This is a genomic window from Pseudomonas prosekii (assembly GCF_900105155.1).
Classification (GTDB): domain Bacteria; phylum Pseudomonadota; class Gammaproteobacteria; order Pseudomonadales; family Pseudomonadaceae; genus Aquipseudomonas; species Aquipseudomonas prosekii.
Genome location: NZ_LT629762.1, coordinates 5,117,398 through 5,133,635, shown reverse-complemented (window position 1 = coordinate 5,133,635; position 16,238 = coordinate 5,117,398). Strand labels below are relative to the sequence as shown.

Annotated in this window: 14 protein-coding genes and 1 pseudogene; 9 read left to right on the top strand and 6 right to left on the bottom strand. The window is 61.8% G+C overall.

From position 1 onward, the window contains the following. Positions 1–163: 163 nt before the first annotated feature. On the bottom strand, positions 164–1,483 hold the full coding sequence (locus BLU01_RS23065) for a Na+/H+ antiporter family protein (RefSeq protein ID WP_167370484.1): 1,320 nt from the start codon (positions 1,481–1,483) through the stop codon (positions 164–166). Positions 1,484–1,833: 350 nt separating this feature from the next. Here BLU01_RS23065 and BLU01_RS28420 point away from each other — a divergent pair. The 3 genes and pseudogenes from BLU01_RS28420 to BLU01_RS23055 form a co-directional block, all read left to right on the top strand. Further along, positions 1,834–3,123, top strand: a pseudogene (locus BLU01_RS28420) (HAMP domain-containing protein); the annotation flags it as partial. Positions 3,124–3,225: 102 nt separating this feature from the next. After that, complete coding sequence (locus tag BLU01_RS28415) at positions 3,226–3,981, top strand: methyl-accepting chemotaxis protein (RefSeq protein ID WP_371918703.1); 756 nt, start codon at positions 3,226–3,228, stop codon at positions 3,979–3,981. 520 nt (positions 3,982–4,501) lie between these two features. Next, the gene (locus tag BLU01_RS23055) at positions 4,502–6,178 is read left to right on the top strand and encodes an MFS transporter (protein ID WP_092279816.1); all 1,677 of its coding nucleotides are present in this window, start codon (positions 4,502–4,504) and stop codon (positions 6,176–6,178) included. A gap of 181 nt (positions 6,179–6,359) precedes the next feature. Here BLU01_RS23055 and BLU01_RS23050 read toward each other — a convergent pair whose 3' ends face one another. Genes BLU01_RS23050 through BLU01_RS23035 form a run of 4 tightly spaced genes read right to left on the bottom strand, consistent with a single transcriptional unit; the run spans position 6,360 to position 8,955 of the window. Further along, positions 6,360–7,673: a sensor histidine kinase gene (locus BLU01_RS23050; protein ID WP_092279814.1), complete on the bottom strand. Its 1,314-nt coding sequence runs from the start codon at positions 7,671–7,673 to the stop codon at positions 6,360–6,362. Further along, positions 7,670–8,338: a response regulator transcription factor gene (locus BLU01_RS23045; protein WP_092279812.1), complete on the bottom strand. Its 669-nt coding sequence runs from the start codon at positions 8,336–8,338 to the stop codon at positions 7,670–7,672. Before BLU01_RS23045 ends, BLU01_RS23050 begins: the two co-directional genes overlap by 4 nt. A 3-nt stretch (positions 8,339–8,341) precedes the next feature. Beyond that, positions 8,342–8,647, bottom strand: coding sequence for a PepSY domain-containing protein (locus tag BLU01_RS23040; RefSeq protein ID WP_092279810.1), 306 nt, complete (start codon positions 8,645–8,647; stop codon positions 8,342–8,344). Further along, positions 8,647–8,955 (bottom strand): PepSY domain-containing protein, encoded by a 309-nt coding sequence (locus tag BLU01_RS23035; protein WP_092279808.1) that lies wholly within the window; start codon positions 8,953–8,955, stop codon positions 8,647–8,649. The genes BLU01_RS23040 and BLU01_RS23035 overlap by 1 nt, the downstream gene beginning before the upstream one ends. Positions 8,956–9,166: 211 nt before the next feature. Here BLU01_RS23035 and BLU01_RS23030 point away from each other — a divergent pair, with 211 nt between their 5' ends. From BLU01_RS23030 to codA, 6 genes are all read left to right on the top strand, one after another. Beyond that, positions 9,167–10,246: a hypothetical protein gene (locus BLU01_RS23030; protein WP_092279806.1), complete on the top strand. Its 1,080-nt coding sequence runs from the start codon at positions 9,167–9,169 to the stop codon at positions 10,244–10,246. A gap of 74 nt (positions 10,247–10,320) precedes the next feature. Further along, entirely contained in the window at positions 10,321–10,677 is a 357-nt protein-coding gene (gene queD / locus BLU01_RS23025; RefSeq protein WP_003179697.1) for a 6-carboxytetrahydropterin synthase QueD, read from the top strand. A 111-nt stretch (positions 10,678–10,788) separates the two neighbouring features. Next, positions 10,789–11,238, top strand: a complete 450-nt coding sequence (locus BLU01_RS23020; protein WP_092279804.1) for a GNAT family N-acetyltransferase — start codon at positions 10,789–10,791, stop codon at positions 11,236–11,238. 261 nt (positions 11,239–11,499) lie between these two features. Then, the gene (locus tag BLU01_RS23015) at positions 11,500–12,330 is read left to right on the top strand and encodes an alpha/beta fold hydrolase (protein WP_092279802.1); all 831 of its coding nucleotides are present in this window, start codon (positions 11,500–11,502) and stop codon (positions 12,328–12,330) included. 182 nt (positions 12,331–12,512) lie between these two features. Continuing rightward, positions 12,513–13,784 (top strand): cytosine permease, encoded by a 1,272-nt coding sequence (gene codB, locus BLU01_RS23010; protein ID WP_092279800.1) that lies wholly within the window; start codon positions 12,513–12,515, stop codon positions 13,782–13,784. A 13-nt stretch (positions 13,785–13,797) separates the two neighbouring features. Continuing rightward, positions 13,798–15,042: a cytosine deaminase gene (gene codA / locus BLU01_RS23005; RefSeq protein WP_092279798.1), complete on the top strand. Its 1,245-nt coding sequence runs from the start codon at positions 13,798–13,800 to the stop codon at positions 15,040–15,042. A gap of 117 nt (positions 15,043–15,159) precedes the next feature. Here the strand turns inward: codA and BLU01_RS23000 are convergent, their stop codons facing one another. Continuing rightward, positions 15,160–16,152, bottom strand: coding sequence for a diaminopimelate epimerase (locus BLU01_RS23000; protein WP_092279796.1), 993 nt, complete (start codon positions 16,150–16,152; stop codon positions 15,160–15,162). Between the last annotated feature and the right edge of the window lie 86 nt (positions 16,153–16,238).

Sequence of the window (16,238 nt, the reverse complement as noted above, 5' to 3'; positions counted from 1 at the left end):
CAGCCCCTGCTGGGGCGAGGCTCTGTGGCGAGGGGGCTTGCCCCCGTTGGGTCGCGCAGCGCCCCCGCCCTATCTTCAGGAAAACCGCATTGGCAGGTTTTACAACGGCTGCGCAGTCGAACGGGGGCAAGCCCCCTCGCCACAAAAGCAGGATCGCGCGGGGTTACAGGACCATCGCCGCCACCCAGCCGAACGCCAGCAGCGGCAGATTGTAGTGCAGGAACGTCGGGACCACGGTGTCCCAGATGTGATGGTGCTGGCCATCGATGTTCAGGCCCGACGTCGGCCCGAGGGTCGAATCCGAGGCCGGCGAACCAGTGTCGCCCAAGGCACCGGCCGTGCCGACGATGCACACAATCGCCATCGGGCTGAAGCCCAGTTGCACGCATAACGGCACAAAAATCGCCGCGAGAATCGGCACCGTGGAGAACGACGAACCGATGCCAATCGTCACCATCAGGCCGACCAGCAACATCAGCAGCGCGCCGATGGCTTTGCTGTGATCGATCCACGCCGCCGCGCTTTCGACCAGCGTGCGCACCTGCCCGGTGGCCTTGAGCACTTCGGCAAAACCGGACGCGGCGATCATGATGAAACCGATCATCGCCATCATTTTCATGCCTTCGGTGAACAGGTCGTCGGTCTCACGCCATTTCACAATCCCCGACACCGAGAAAATCAGAAACCCGGCCAACGCGCCGATGATCATCGAATCCAGCAGCAACTGAATGATGAACGCCGCGGCAATCGCCAGCCCGGCAATGCCCAGGGTCATCGGGTTGTAGGCAACGCTGACCTGCTCGACTTGCTCGATCTTCGCCAGGTCGTAGACGCGTTTTTTCCGGTAGCTGAAAAACACCGCCACCAGCAAGCCGAAAACCATGCCCATCGCCGGAATCGCCATGGCGTGCATGACGTTGATGTGGCTGATATCGACCCCGCTCTTGCTGACGTTGGCCAGCAGAATCTGGTTGAGGAAGATGTTGCCGAAACCGACCGGAAAGACCATGTACGGGGTGATCAGGCCGAAGGTCATGACGCAGGCGATCAAGCGTCGGTCCAGTTGCAGTTTGGTCAGCACGTATAAAAGCGGCGGCACCAGCAACGGAATAAACGCGATATGTATCGGCAGGATGTTCTGCGAAGCGATCGCCACCACCCACAACAGGCCAATCAGCAGCCATTTGACCTGGCGGCCACCGCTGGCGTGTTGGCGGTCAACCATCAGCAGGGCTTTGTCGGCCAGCGCGTGGGCGAGGCCGGATTTGGCAATCGCCACGGCGAAAGCGCCGAGCAAGGCGTAGGACAAAGCGACTGTGGCGCCATTGCCGAGCCCGCTGTTGAAGGCTTTGAGCGTGGCGTCGATGCCCAGGCCACCGGTCAGGCCACCCACCAGCGCGCCGACGATCAGCGCGATCACCACATGCACGCGGGACAGGCTGAGCACCAGCATGACGCCGACCGCGGCAATTACAGCATTAATCATCGTTACCTCTGGGCATGCGGAATGAGACCGCCCGGCAGTTCGCAAAGCGCCGCCAGCGGAATAAAGGAATGGGTTTTATTAGAGGGCGCGCACTGTGCCGCAGAGTGGCGTCGGTGTCAAAGCGCACATGGCCCGGAAATGTGTAACAGCTTGCGATCACCTGACCGCGCTCTGTAGGAGCGAGGCTTGCCCGCGAAGACGGTGTGTCAGTCAACATGAATGCTGAATGTGCCGCCACCTTCGCGGGCAAGCCTCGCTCCTACAGATTGGATTTGTCCTTAAGAAAGCCGAATCGTGGCCGTTACAGTGCAAAGTCTCAGATAAATATCGAATAAGGACGCCTTTTCATGTCGCTCAGACAGCTCTCCATCCAATGGAAGATCACCCTGCTGGCCGGGCTTTGCCTGGCGGGTATCGTGACGCTTCTGGTGGGTCTTTCGTTGTATCGCATGGAGCACAGCTCTGCGCTGGTGAAGGCGTCGAGCATGCAGATGCTCACCGAATCGGCCCAGGCGCGGATCGAATCCCAGGGTGAAAACCAGGCGCTGAACATTCGTCAGCAGTTCATGGACGCCTATCAATACGGCCACGGCTTCTCGCGCCAGGTGCTGTTTTTGCGCGAGCAGGCCGAGAAGCGTTTTCTCGACGCCTTCGACTTGCGCGAAGACCTGACCCGTCAAGTCAAAGCCGCGCTGCAAGCCAACCCGGAACTGCTCGGTTTGTCGCTGGTGTTTGAAGCCAATGCGCTGGACGGCAAGGATGAATTGTTCGCCGGCCAGGCCGAGCTGGGCAGCAACGACAAGGGGCGTTTTGCCTTGTACTGGTCGCAACCGACCGCCGGCAAACTGACCTCAATGTCGCTGCCCGAAAGCGACATGGCGGACATCAGCACCGGCCCCAGCGGTCAGGCCGCCAACGCCTGGTTCACCTGCCCGCGCACCACGCTCAAGCCGTGCGTGATCGAGCCGTATTTCTACGTCATCGACGGCCAGAATGTGCTGATGACCAGCATCGTGTTTCCGCTGATGGTCGACGGCAAAGTCATCGCCTCGCTGTCGGTCGACATCAACCTCAACAGCCTGCAAGCGATCAGCGTCGGCGCGAGCAAAAAGCTCTACGACGGCCAGACCCACGTCAGCATCCTCAGCCCGGTCGGCCTGCTCGCCGGTTACAGCGCCGACGCCAGCAAGCTCAGCCAACGCCTGGACGCCGTCGACAACGTCAACGGCGCCGAGCTGATCCGCCGACTCGCCGCCAGCAGCAACACCGAAAGCCTGCACAACAACGGACAACTGAAAGTGCTGGCGCCGTTCCAGCCGATTCCGGATGGCAAGTCGTGGGGCGTGTTGCTCGACGTGCCGGAAAAAGTCTTGGTCGGCCCGGCCGAAGCGCTGAAAAAACAGCTCGATGAAAGCAACCGCGCGGGCACCCTGATGGAACTCGGCCTCGGCGTTCTCGCGGCATTGATCGGTTTGCTGCTGGTGTGGCTGATGGCGCGCAGCGTGACCCGGCCGATCCTCGGCGTGGCGCACATGCTTGAAGACATCGCCAGCGGCGAAGGTGATTTGACCCGCCGGCTGGCCTACGACAAAAAGGACGAACTCGGTCAGTTGGCCGGTTGGTTCAACCGTTTCCTCGACAAGCTGCAACCGATCATTGCCGAGGTGAAACGCTCGGTGCAGGACGCGCGCAGCACCGCCGACCAGTCTTCCGCCATCGCCACCCAGACCAGCGCCGGCATGGAGCAGCAATACCGTCAGGTCGATCAGGTCGCCACCGCGTCCCACGAAATGAGCGCCACCGCCCAGGACGTCGCCCGTAGCGCTGCGCAAGCGGCGCATGCCGCGCGGGATGCAGACGAAGCAACGCGTCAGGGCCTGACCGTGATCGACCGCACCACCGCGAGCATCGACCACCTCGCCGCCGACATGAGCGCGGCGATGGTGCAAGTCGAAGGGCTGGCGGCGAACAGCGAGAAGATCGGTTCGGTGCTGGAAGTGATTCGCGCCATCGCCGAGCAGACCAACCTGCTGGCGCTCAACGCGGCCATCGAAGCGGCGCGCGCCGGTGAGGCCGGACGTGGTTTTGCCGTGGTGGCCGATGAAGTGCGCAACCTGGCGCGGCGCACGCAGGAGTCGGTCGAGGAAACGCGACTGGTGATTGAGCAGTTGCAGAACGGCACGCAGGAAGTGGTCGGTTCGATGAACAACAGCCATCGCCAGGCGCAGAGCAGCGTCGAGCAAGTCGGCCAAGCCGTGACCGCGCTGCGCCAGATCGGCGATGCGGTGACGGTGATTACCGACATGAACCTGCAAATCGCCAGCGCCGCCGAGGAACAAAGCGCGGTGGCCGAGGAGATCAACAACAACGTCGCAACCATCCGCGACGTCACCGAATCGCTGTCCGGCCAGGCCAATGAATCGGCGCGAGTGAGTCAATCGCTGAACACCCTGGCCAACCAGCAGCAGAGCCTCATGGACCAGTTCCGGGTCTGATTCAAACCTCCCCTCCCACAGGGAATTGGTGCCAGGCCTCGGAATCCCAGCAACAGATAACCTGTGGGAGCCGAGCTTGCTCGCGATGGCGGCGGTACATTCAGCATCATTGCTGGCTGATAAACCGCCATCGCGAGCAGGCTCACTCCCACAAGGGATTTGTGCCAGGCCTCGGAACCCCAGCGACAGATAACCTGTGGGAGCCGAGCTTGCTCGCGATGGCGGTACATTCAGCATCATTGCCGGCTGATGAACCGCCATCGCGAGCAAGCTCGGCTCCCACAGGTTTCCCCCCAATGATCGTTCCCATCCCCCAGGTTTTCCTGTCAATTCTGCTGTTTGAAGTGGCCGAGTGGATATTTGCGCGAAGCTGATTATGCTTTAGGAAACTTCGCAGCAATGCGCGGTTTGTCCGCTTCCCTGCTTCGCGCAATCCAATGTCATCAGCCCCAGGGCCTGGGTGCGGCAATAAGGGTGTGAGGTGCTCCGGCCTACAACAAGAGCAAGACGGAGAAGACCCATGGCCGCAATTGACAACACCACCACGGGCAGCGCGCCCAATCACGGGATCACCAAAGAGGAACGCAAGGTGATCTTCGCCTCCTCGCTGGGCACCGTGTTCGAATGGTACGACTTCTATTTATACGGCTCCCTCGCGGCGATCATCGCCAAGCACTTCTTTGCCGGCGTCAACGAAACCACCTCGTTCATCTTTGCCCTGCTCGCCTTCGCCGCCGGTTTCGCGGTGCGGCCGTTCGGGGCGATTGTGTTTGGCCGCCTCGGCGACATGATCGGGCGCAAGCACACCTTCCTCATCACCATTGTGATCATGGGCATCTCGACCGCCATCGTCGGGTTCCTCCCCGGTTACGCGACCATTGGCGTCGCGGCGCCGATCATCCTGATCACTCTGCGCCTGCTGCAAGGCCTGGCGCTGGGCGGTGAATACGGCGGCGCGGCGACTTACGTCGCCGAACATGCACCGAAAGGACGCCGCGGCTTTTTCACTTCGTGGATTCAAACCACCGCAACGCTGGGGCTGTTTCTGTCGCTGCTGGTGATCCTCGCCTGCCGCACCGTGCTGGGCACCGAAGCGTTCGAGGCTTGGGGCTGGCGGATTCCGTTCCTGCTGTCGATCCTGCTGCTGATCGTCTCGGTGTACATCCGCCTGCAACTCAGCGAGTCGCCGGTGTTCCTGAAAATGAAGGCCGAAGGCAAAGCCTCGAAGGCGCCGCTGACCGAATCTTTCGCCCGTTGGGACAACCTCAAAATCGTCATCATGGCGTTGCTCGGCGGCACCGCCGGTCAAGCGGTCGTGTGGTACACCGGGCAGTTCTACGCGCTGTTCTTCCTGTTGCAGACGCTGAAGATCGACCCGCAGACCGCCAACCTGTTGATCGCCGGTTCGCTGCTGATCGGCACGCCGTTCTTTGTGATTTTCGGCAGTCTGTCGGACCGCATCGGCCGCAAGGGCATCATCATGGCCGGCTGTATTCTCGCGGCGCTGACGTACTTCCCGATCTTCCACGCGCTGACCCAGTACGGCAATCCGGACGTGTTCATTGCGCAGGAGAAAAATCCGGTGACGGTGATCGCGGACCCCGAGCAGTGCTCGTTCCAGTTCGACCCAGTGGGCAAAGCCAAATTCACCAGTTCCTGCGACCTGGCGAAAACCCTGCTGGCGAAACGCGCGATCCCTTACAAAAATGAAACCGCCGAGCCCGGCACCGTTGCCCAGGTACGGATTGGCGACCGGATGATCCCGAGCTTCGAAGGCAGCAGCCTCGCCGCCGCAGACTTCAAAACCCGCAACGACGCCTTCACTGCGACCCTGAGCGGTGCGCTGAAAGAGGCCGGTTATCCGGAAAAAGCTGACCCGGCGAAAACCAATTACCCGATGGTGTTACTGCTGCTGACGATTCTGGTGATCTACGTGACCATGGTTTACGGGCCGATTGCCGCATGGTTGGTGGAACTGTTTCCGGCGCGGATTCGCTACACCTCGATGTCGCTGCCGTATCACATCGGCAATGGCTGGTTTGGTGGGTTCCTGCCGACGGTGGCGTTCGCGATGGTCGCGGCCACGGGGGATATCTACTACGGGTTGTGGTACCCGATTGTGATCGCGGTGATGACGGCGGTGCTGGGGATTTTCTTCATGCCGGAAACCAAGGATCGCGAGATTCACCACACGTAGTCATTGGCTGACATTCAACCTGTGGCGGGAGGGCCCTGTGGCGAGGGGGCTTGCCCCCGTTGGACTGCGCAGCAGGCCCGCTTTTTTTGGGGCCGCTCCGCGACCCAACGGGGGCAAGCCCCCTCGCCACAAAAGCTGCCTCACCACAGTCGCCACGGGGTTGTCAGCAGAGCGGTCGCGATCAACGCTTGGGCAATTCGATCACGACTTTCAGCCCGCCCCACTCGCTTTCCAGCAACAGCATCCGCCCGCCCCAGGTGTCGACGATGTCGCGCACGATGCCCAGGCCCAGGCCATGGCCGTCGGTTTGCTCGTCCAGCCGTGTGCCGCGACTGAACACCTGAGTCCGCTGGTCTTCAGGAATGCCCGGGCCGTCATCCTCGACGCTCACTTCAAACTGTTGCGCACTTTCAACCACGCTCAGACGAACTTCGGCGTCCGCCCATTTGCAGGCGTTGTCCAGCAGGTTGCCGAGCAATTCGAGCAAGTCCTCGCGATCCCACGGCAAGAGCAAACCGGCCGGCGCACGGTAGCTCAGGTCGAGGTGTTCACCGTGGATCATGTTCAGTGTCGCCAGTAATCCCGGCAGCTCGGCATCACAATCGAACAACACGCCCGGCAACGCATCGCCGGACAAACGTGCACGATTCAGTTCACGATTGAGCCGCTGCTGCACCTGCTCCAACTGCTGCTGGATGACCTTGCGCAACTCCGGGTGCGCATCAAGTTTTTCGCTCGACGCCAGGCTGAGCAACACCGCCAACGGGGTTTTCAAGGCATGGCCAAGATTGCCCAGCGCATTGCGCGAACGCTTGAGGCTGTCTTCGGTGTGGGCGAGCAAATGGTTGATCTGCGCCACCAGCGGCTCGAGTTCCACCGGCACTTGATCGTCGAGTTGCGAGCGCTGGCCTTGCTGCAATTGGGCGATCTGTTCGCGGGCTTTTTCCAGCGGCCGCAGAGCGCGGCGCACGGTGATCCGTTGCAGCAGCAGAATCAGCAGCAACCCGGCCAGCCCCAACCCCAAACCGACCTGTTGCATGCGCAGGAAACTCTCGCGCACCGGCGTGTAATCTTGCGCGACGCTGATCGAGATCGACTGGCCGAGCCGTCGATAGTCCGAGCGCAGCACCAGCAATTGCTGGCCTTCGGGACCCAGTTGCAGATTGCTGTGCAACCCGGCGTGGTCCAGGCGCGGCAGTTCCTGGTCCCACAATGAGCGGGAGCGCCAGTGACTGTCGGCAAAATCGATGCGGAAGTAATGCCCGGAAAACGGTCGCTGATAGGCCGGCGACAAGTGCCGCTCATCCAGCTGCAACCCTTGCGGCCCGCGCACCAGCGCCGACAGCAGGTTTTCACTGTCGTTGCGCAGACCGGCCTCGAGGTAGCGCTGCAAACCCATTTCAAACAACCACAAACTGGTTTGCGCCAGCACCAGGCCGACGATCACCATCACGCTGATCAGCCCCAGGCTCAAGCGGCGCTGGATTGATCTCACTGCGCTTGCCCGCCGAACAGGTAACCCTGGCCGCGACGGGTTTCGATCACGCTGCGCCCGAGCTTGCGCCGCAAGTGGTTGACGTGGACTTCGAGCACGTTGGAATCGCGCTCGGTTTCGCCATCGTACAGGTGTTCGGCGAGGTGGCTTTTCGAGAGGATTTGTTCGGGATGCAGCATGAAGTAGCGCAGCAGGCGAAACTCGGCGGCGGTGAGTTGGATGTCGGCGCCGTCGCGGGTCACGCACTGGCGGCCCTCGTCCAGGTGCAATCCGGCAGCCTTCAGCGTTGGCTGATTGGCCTGGCCGTGGGAGCGGCGCAACAAGGCCTGGACGCGCAGGTGCAACTCTTCGGGATGAAACGGTTTGGTCAGGTAATCATCGGCGCCAGCCTTGAGGCCTTCGATACGCTCGGCCCACGAACCGCGCGCGGTGAGGATCAGCACCGGCGTCGCCAACCCGCCGGCGCGCCACTGCGTCAACACGTCGAGGCCCGGCACACCGGGCAAGCCGAGGTCGAGGATGATCAGGTCGTAAGGCTCGCTGCTGCCCTGATACACCGCGTCGCGGCCATCAGCCAGCCAGTCCACGGCGTAACCCTGGCGGTTGAGGCCGGCCATCAATTCGTCGGCCAGGGCCACGTGATCTTCCACCAGAAGCAAGCGCATCGATCAATCTTCCTTGTCTTTCAGTAGTTCGCCAGTGGCAGCCTTGATGTCCAGCTCGCGGACTACGCCTTCGGTGGTCAGCAACTCGACTTCATAAATGTACACGTCGTGCTTTTCTTCCAGCTCGGCTTCGAGCAGTTTCGAGCCCGGATAACGGTCCAGCGCTTGCTGCAGCAATTGCTCGAGCGGCAGGATCACGCCCTGCTGGCGCAAGCGCAAGGCTTCGTCCTGGTCCAGGTCGCGCGCCACGACCACCGAGCAAAACGTCAGCAGCACCAACGCCGTGCGTGAAAATGAAAACAGCTTCATTACGTATCCTGATGATCCTTGAGAACCTGCCCGCTGACAGCGTCCAATTCCAGGTCCCACTCAACGCCCTGCGGGTCGCGCATTTCCACCTGATAGATGTACTTGCCGTACTCTTCTTCCAGCTCGGTTTCGGTGATGGTCGAACCGGGATGTTTGGTCAGTGCGGTGGCGTTGAGCTTCTCGAAAGACACAATGGTACCAGCGTCGCGCAGTCTGAGGGCTTCGTCGGGGCCGAGGTCTCGGGCCTGGGCGATGCCAGCGGTCATGCCGATGATGGCAGCGAGGGTCAGGGCAGTCAGGGTTTTCATGGGTGTCTCCGTGTTTATTATGGTGTTGCGCAAGGAGTGCACCATAGCGGGGCGAACTTAACTGAAACTGAATTGCCATCATTGCTCGGGCGTGTCCTATGCCCCTCGCCGGCGAAGGCGTCCTCAAAATCGCCTTCGCCGGCAAGCCTGGCTTCTACAGTTCGTCGTTGACCTGTCTATAATTCCCCGTTCGCCAAACATCGAGACCGGTATGACCGCCATCCACATCAAGTTCCCTTCCCTGACGCTCAAGGCCGGCCCGCGAGCCTTTGCGCGTATTCGCGAGAACGGCCTGAACGCCGCCGACGTCGGCACCCTCCCCGGTGCGGCGGGCGGGCCCAAGGCGTTGGGCATTCAGGGTCTGGACCTGGCGCTGTTTGGGGAGTGGCTGCCGGCGGCGCCGCGCGAGCGCTCGCTGATCGGCGCGTCGGTGGGTTCCTGGCGCTTCGCCAGCGCATGCCTGCCGGATGCGGCCGCGGGCATTCGGCGCCTCGGCCATCTGTACACCGAGCAGAATTTCGACAAAGGCGTGACCATGGCGCAGATCAGCCAGAGCTCGCGGCGCATGCTCGATGAACTGCTCGATGGCCGCGATGCGACGATCCTCGACAACGCGCATTACCGACTGAACATCATGGTGGTCAGAAGCCACGGTTTGCTCGCGCATGATCATCGCGGCCGGCTGGGGCTGGGCTTGTCGTCGGTGATTGCCGACAACCTGCGCGGGCGGGCACGGCTGGCGCGGCACTTCGAGCGCCTGATCATTCACGACCCACGCCTGGCGCCACCGGTGAATGCGCTGAACGATTTTCCGTCGCGCTTCGTCGCCCTGAATGCCGGCAACTTGCGTCAGGCGCTGCTGGCGTCGGGCTCGATCCCGATGGTCATGGAGGGCGTGCGCGACCTGCCGGGGGCCGGCGCCGGGACCTTCCGCGACGGCGGTCTGCTCGACTATCACCTCGACCTGCCCTACAGCGGCGACGGCATCGTGCTCTATCCGCATTTCACCGATCGAGTGATTCCCGGCTGGTTCGACAAGACCCTGCCGTGGCGCCGCGCCTGTACCACGCGCTTGCAGGATGTGCTGCTGCTGGCGCCGTCGAAGGAATACCTGGCGCGCCTGCCGTTCGGCAAACTGCCGGACCGCAACGACTTCAAGCGCTTCATGGGCGATGCGCCGAACCGGCAGAAATACTGGCGCGCGGCGATGGACGAGAGCCGGCGCATGGGCGACGAGTTTCTCGAACTGGCCGCCAGCGGTCGACTTGGCGAGCGCTTGCTGACCCTTTAGTCAGGACAAGCTGTTAAACTCGCCGCCTGCCCAAATCGCCGCGGCGATCGCCACCTGACAGAGCTGGAATCATTTTGGAAATTTTCAAAGAGTTTACCTTCGAGTCCGCCCACCGCTTGCCCCACGTGCCGGACGGCCACAAGTGCGGCCGCTTGCACGGTCACTCGTTCAAAGTCGCGATTCACCTGAGCGGCGACCTCGATCCGCACACTGGCTGGATCCGTGACTTCTCGGAAATCAAGGCGATCTTCAAGCCGCTGTACGAGCGCCTGGACCACAATTACCTGAACGATATTCCTGGCCTGGAAAACCCGACCAGCGAAGTGTTGGCCAAGTGGATCTGGAATGAATTGAAGCCGTTGCTGCCGGAACTCAGCGCCATCCGCATTCATGAAACCTGCACCAGCGGCTGCATTTATCACGGCGAGTGAAACCGCTGTTCGAGAAGAACCACTGGCGACGGTGGTTTTTTTATGCCTGTCGTTTCGCGCTCACGACCGGTACAGTCGGGCCCCATCCTTGGCTCCAAAGGAGTCCGTGTCATGTCGCAGCTAATTCGTCCCGCTACGCTTGAGGACATCGCGCAGATCGAGGCCATCGTCGAGGCGGCTTACTCGCCTTACATCGAACGTATCGGCCGCAAACCCGCGCCGATGCTCGATGACTACGCCAGCCAGGTGCTGGCCAGGCGCGTGCATGTGCTTGCCGATGAGAAGCACCTCAGCGGTTTTGTGGTGTTGATCGACACGGAAAACTATTTGCTGCTGGACAATGTTGCCGTGAGCCCGGCGCTCAAGGGCCAAGGCCTCGGCCGGCAGTTGCTGGACTTCGCCGAACGTCATGCGCTGGAGGCGGGATATTCGTCGATCCGCCTGTACACCAACGAAGCGATGAGCGAAAACCTCGCGCTGTACGCCCGCCGCGGTTTCGTGGAAACCCATCGCGTCGAAGAAAACGGTTTGCGTCGCGTGCACATGAGCAAGTCGCTGTAACGGCCACAAACCCCGTGCCCACCCGAGATCCATTGTAGGAGCGAGGCTTGCCCGCGAAGAGGCCGTGCCAGACAACATCATCGTCGACTGACCCAGCGCTTTCGCGGGCAAGCCTCGCTCCTACAGGGCTGCGTGTTGGCATAAACCCCATGACCACCCGAGATCCATTGTGGGAGCGTGTTGGGCATACCGAGCCCCAACGGCAAACCCGCACTTTTCGTCCTATGCTTTCGCGCTCGAACATGCCAAGAGGACATCCTCATGACTGACTGGCCGCTGGCTCAGACTTATCGTTTCAACGGACATTGCGTTCGCTACGCCATGCGCGGTGACGGGCCGCCGTTGGTGTTTGTGCATGGCACGCCGTTTTCTTCCTATGTGTGGCACCGCATCGCGCCGCACTTTATCGCCACGCATCGGGTGTATTACTTCGATCTGCTGGGTTACGGGCAGTCCGAGAAAATCAGCGGCGACGTGTCCCTCGGCGTGCAGAACGAACTGCTGGCGCAACTGCTCGACCACTGGGGCCTGCAGCAACCCGACGTGGTCGCTCACGATTTCGGCGGCGCCACCGCGCTGCGCACGCATTTGCTCAACGGCAAAAACTACCGCAGCCTGACGCTGATCGATCCGGTGGCGCTGACGCCCTGGGGTTCGCCGTTCGTGAAGCATGTGCGCCAGCATCAAGCGGCGTTCAGCGGCCTGCCGGATTACATCCAGCGCGCAATTGTGCCGGCCTATATTCGTGGCGCGATCCAACGCGACATCCCTGACGAGGAACTGGCGCCCTACGTGCAGCCATGGCTCGGCGACTCGGGCCAAGCGGCGTTCTACCGGCAGATCGCACAAATGGACGAGCGCTATACGCAGGAAGCCGAACCGCTGTACCCGAGCATTCGCTGCCCGGTACAGATTCTCTGGGGCGAAGATGATCAGTGGATCCCGATCGAGCGCGGGCGCGCGTTGCACCGGTTGATCCCGGGATCGCACTTCCACGCCATTGCCAATGCCGGGCACCTGCTGCAAGAAGATGCGCCGGAAGCGATCGTCGCGGCGCTGCTGCGGTTTTTGCCGTTGTCGCGCAATCCTTAGTCACCCTCGCTACAGGTGATGGGTTTGCCTCATTACGGTGTTGCGGTTTCAACACTGCGCACCGCTTTCGCCCGCAACGCCAGGCAATCCCCGCGCCTGGGCTATAAATAACCCCATCACTCCAGCCTTGGCACGACCACTGCAACCCTTCTCGCGTCCCTCATCCCAGCAAGGAATGCCCCATGGCGCAGAACGATCCCGGCAACGATTACCCGCTCAGCGAAGTACCGATGCATGCCCGCAAGGGCCTTGCCTCCACGGCCATGGTGCTGCTGGGTTTCACCTTCTTCACCGCGACCATGTTTGCCGGCGGCAAGCTCGGCGTGGCGTTCAGTTTTGCCGAGATGATGGCGGTGATCGTTGTCGGCAATCTGCTGCTCGGCATCTACGCGGCGGCGCTCGGTTACATCGCCTTCAAAAGCGGCCTCAACTCAGTGCTGATGGGGCGTTTCTGCTTTGGCGAAGTCGGCAGCAAGCTCAGCGATTTGATCCTCGGCTTCACCCAGATCGGCTGGTACGCCTGGGGCACCGCCACCGCTGCGGTGGTGCTCGGCAAATATTTCGAGCTGAGCGAAGGCACGGTACTTGGGCTGATGGTGCTGTTCGGCATGGTGTTTTGCGCCACCGCGTATGTCGGTTATCGCGGACTGGAAATCCTCTCCTACATCGCGGTGCCGGCGATGATGTTGCTGCTGATGCTGTCGATGTGGGTTGCCACGGTGAAGGTCGGCGGCTTCGACGGTTTGCTCGCGGTGATACCGACGGGAACACTTGACTGGTCGACCGCCATCACGCTGGTGTTCGGCACCTTCGTCAGCGGCGCGACGCAAGCGACAAACTGGACACGCTTCTCGCGTTCGGCACGGGTGGCGGTGCTGGCGAGCCTGATCGGCTTCTTCATCGGCAACGGCCTGATGGTGTTGATCGGCGCTTACGGCGCAATCGTCTACCAGCAACCGGACGTGGTCGAAGTGCTGTTGCTGCAAGGTTTTGCGATGGCTGCGATGGCCATGTTGCTGCTCAATATCTGGAGCACCCAGGACAACACCATCTACAACTTCGCCGTCGCCGGTTGCAATCTGCTGCGCACCGGGCGGCGCAAAACCGTGACCCTGGCCGGCGCGGTGATCGGCACGCTGCTGGCGCTGCTGGGCATGTACGACATGCTGGTGCCGTACCTGATTCTGCTCGGCACGGTGATTCCGCCGATCGGCGGAGTGATCATGGCGGACTTTTTCTTCCGTTATCGCGGTCAATATCCACGACTGGCTGAAGCCCGGCTGCCGGCGTTCAACTGGTCCGGACTGAGTGCCTACGCCGTCGGCACCATTGCCGCGTTCAGCTCGCCGTGGGTCGCGCCGCTGGTAGGCATTGCCGCTGCCGCGCTAACGTATGTGTTATTGACCGGCGTGCTGGGTGTCCGCACCGCCGTCGCACCACTACAAGATCTATAAAAGGATTCGCCTGATGCACATCATCAACGCCCGCCTGCGCAACCAAGAAGGCCTGCATGAATTGCACCTGGAAAACGGCCTGATCGGCAACATCGCCCGCCAGACCGAAGCCCCGACCCTCGGCCCCGGTGACCTCGACGCCGGCGGCAACCTGGTGGTGCCGCCCTTCGTCGAGCCGCACATTCACCTCGACGCCACGCTGACCGCCGGCGAGCCGCGCTGGAACATGAGCGGCACGCTGTTCGAAGGCATCGAATGCTGGGGCGAGCGCAAAGCGACGATCACCCTCGAAGACACCAAGACCCGCGCCAAGAAGACCATCCAGACCCTCGCCGCCCACGGCATCCAGCATGTCCGTACGCACGTCGATGTCACTGATTCGAGCCTCACTGCGCTCAAAGCCATGCTCGAAGTGCGCGAAGAAAGTCGACACCTGATCGACCTGCAAATCGTCGCGTTCCCGCAGGAAGGCATCGAGTCGTACCGCAACGGGCGCGAGCTGATGGAAGAAGCGATTCGCATGGGCGCCGACGTGATCGGCGGCATTCCGCACTTCGAATACACCCGTGATCAAGGCGTCAGTTCGATCAAGTTCCTGATGGACCTGGCCGAGCGTACCGGTTGCCTGGTCGACGTGCATTGCGATGAAACCGACGACCCGCATTCGCGCTTCCTCGAGGTGCTGGCCGAAGAAGCACGCAGCCGTGACATGGGGGCGCGCGTCACCGCCAGCCACACCACGGCGATGGGCTCCTACGACAATGCCTACTGCGCCAAGCTGTTCCGTTTGCTCGGGCATTCGGGAATCAATTTTGTCTCCTGCCCGACCGAAAGCATTCACCTGCAAGGCCGCTTCGACAACTTCCCGAAACGCCGTGGCGTCACCCGCGTCAACGAGTTGCTCGAAGCCGGGATGAACGTATGTTTCGGCCAGGATTCGATCGTCGATCCGTGGTATCCACTGGGCAACGGCAACATCCTGCGTGTGCTTGAAGCGGGCCTGCACATTTGCCACATGCTCGGTTACCGCAACCTGCAAAGCGCGCTGGATCTGGTGACCGACAACAGCGCAAAAACCATGGCGCTGGGCGACCGTTATGGACTGGAGCGCGGGCGCCCGGCGAACCTGCTGATCCTGTCAGCGGACAGCGATTACGAGGTGATTCGTAGCCAGGGTCTGCCGCTGTACTCGATTCGCGGGGGTGAGGTTTTGATGAAACGGCAGATGCCGAGCGTGGAATGGCCGCAGCAGGTTTGAATGTGAGTTGAAATGGGAGGACGCCTTCGCGGGCAAGCCTCGCTCCTACAGCGGATTTATCTGTTCACCACAAATCCCCTGTAGGAGCGAGGCTTGCCCGCGAAATCAATCTCCCAATCACCCGATCAACCGCGCCGTACCAAACAACCTCACCCGACTCAATTCACCGCCCTGCTCTTCCAGCAAAACCGGCGCCGTCCCGCCGGGCATTTTGACCTGCACTGGCCCGGCTTGAACCCACCCAACCCGCCAAGCCGCGCACGCCACCGCACTCGCGCTAGTGCCCGACGAAGCCGTCGGCCCTTCCCCTCGCTCAAACACCCGCGCGCGCAGTTGCCCGGCAGATTCCAGCGCCGCCCATTGCAAATTCACCCCCGCCGCACACGGCTGCCCGCCTCCGCTCGGCATGGCGAAAGCAATCCGCGTCAGCCCTTCAGCCAGCGGCGCTTCACGCATCTGCTGATTGCTCGGCAAGGCATCGACGTCCGCCACCAGCGTCACGCAATGCGGATTGCCAATCCGCACAAACTGGCTGTGCGCCCATGCGGGACTCAGCGCCGATAACGGCGGCACATGACTGACTTCGCAAGCGTTCAACATCACCGTTTGAACATCCCGCGCACCGACGGCCTGCGGGCCGAACGCAGGTTTGCCGAGGTCCAGCCAGAAGCCGTGGACGCCGTCGACCTCGGCGGGTTTCACCGAGGTTTCCACGGGTGAGACAGCGTCGGTTTTATCGTGATGAACCTTGAGCACACAGTCCTGCTGATTGCCCAGCAAACCTTGCTCACTCAGCGCTTGCGAGAAAATCGTCAAGCCATTGCCACTGCGCTCGGCAAGCGTGCCGTCAGTGTTGACGATGAGCAGATCGAAAGGTGGCGACGTCTGGAACGGCCCGATCAGCAGGCCGTCGCAGCGATGTTGTTTGGCGCCGAGTGGCTGAGTGCCGGGTGCCCAACTGCAGAAAGCCTCGATGGCCAGCAACGCCCACTCCTCGCGGGTCTGCGCCGCGTCGCGGGCGTTTGCCGCCAGTTCGATGCCGTTGCGGCGTAGTGCGTCTGGCGTCATCACCGCGTAGATATTGCCTCGAGCGTCATAGAACGGCGTCATGGTCGGTCCTGAATTCCGCGCGAAAAGTGCCTTACTGTAGCGGCAAAACCGGGTGATGAAATAGCCGTCCGCGCCACCGCACTCGC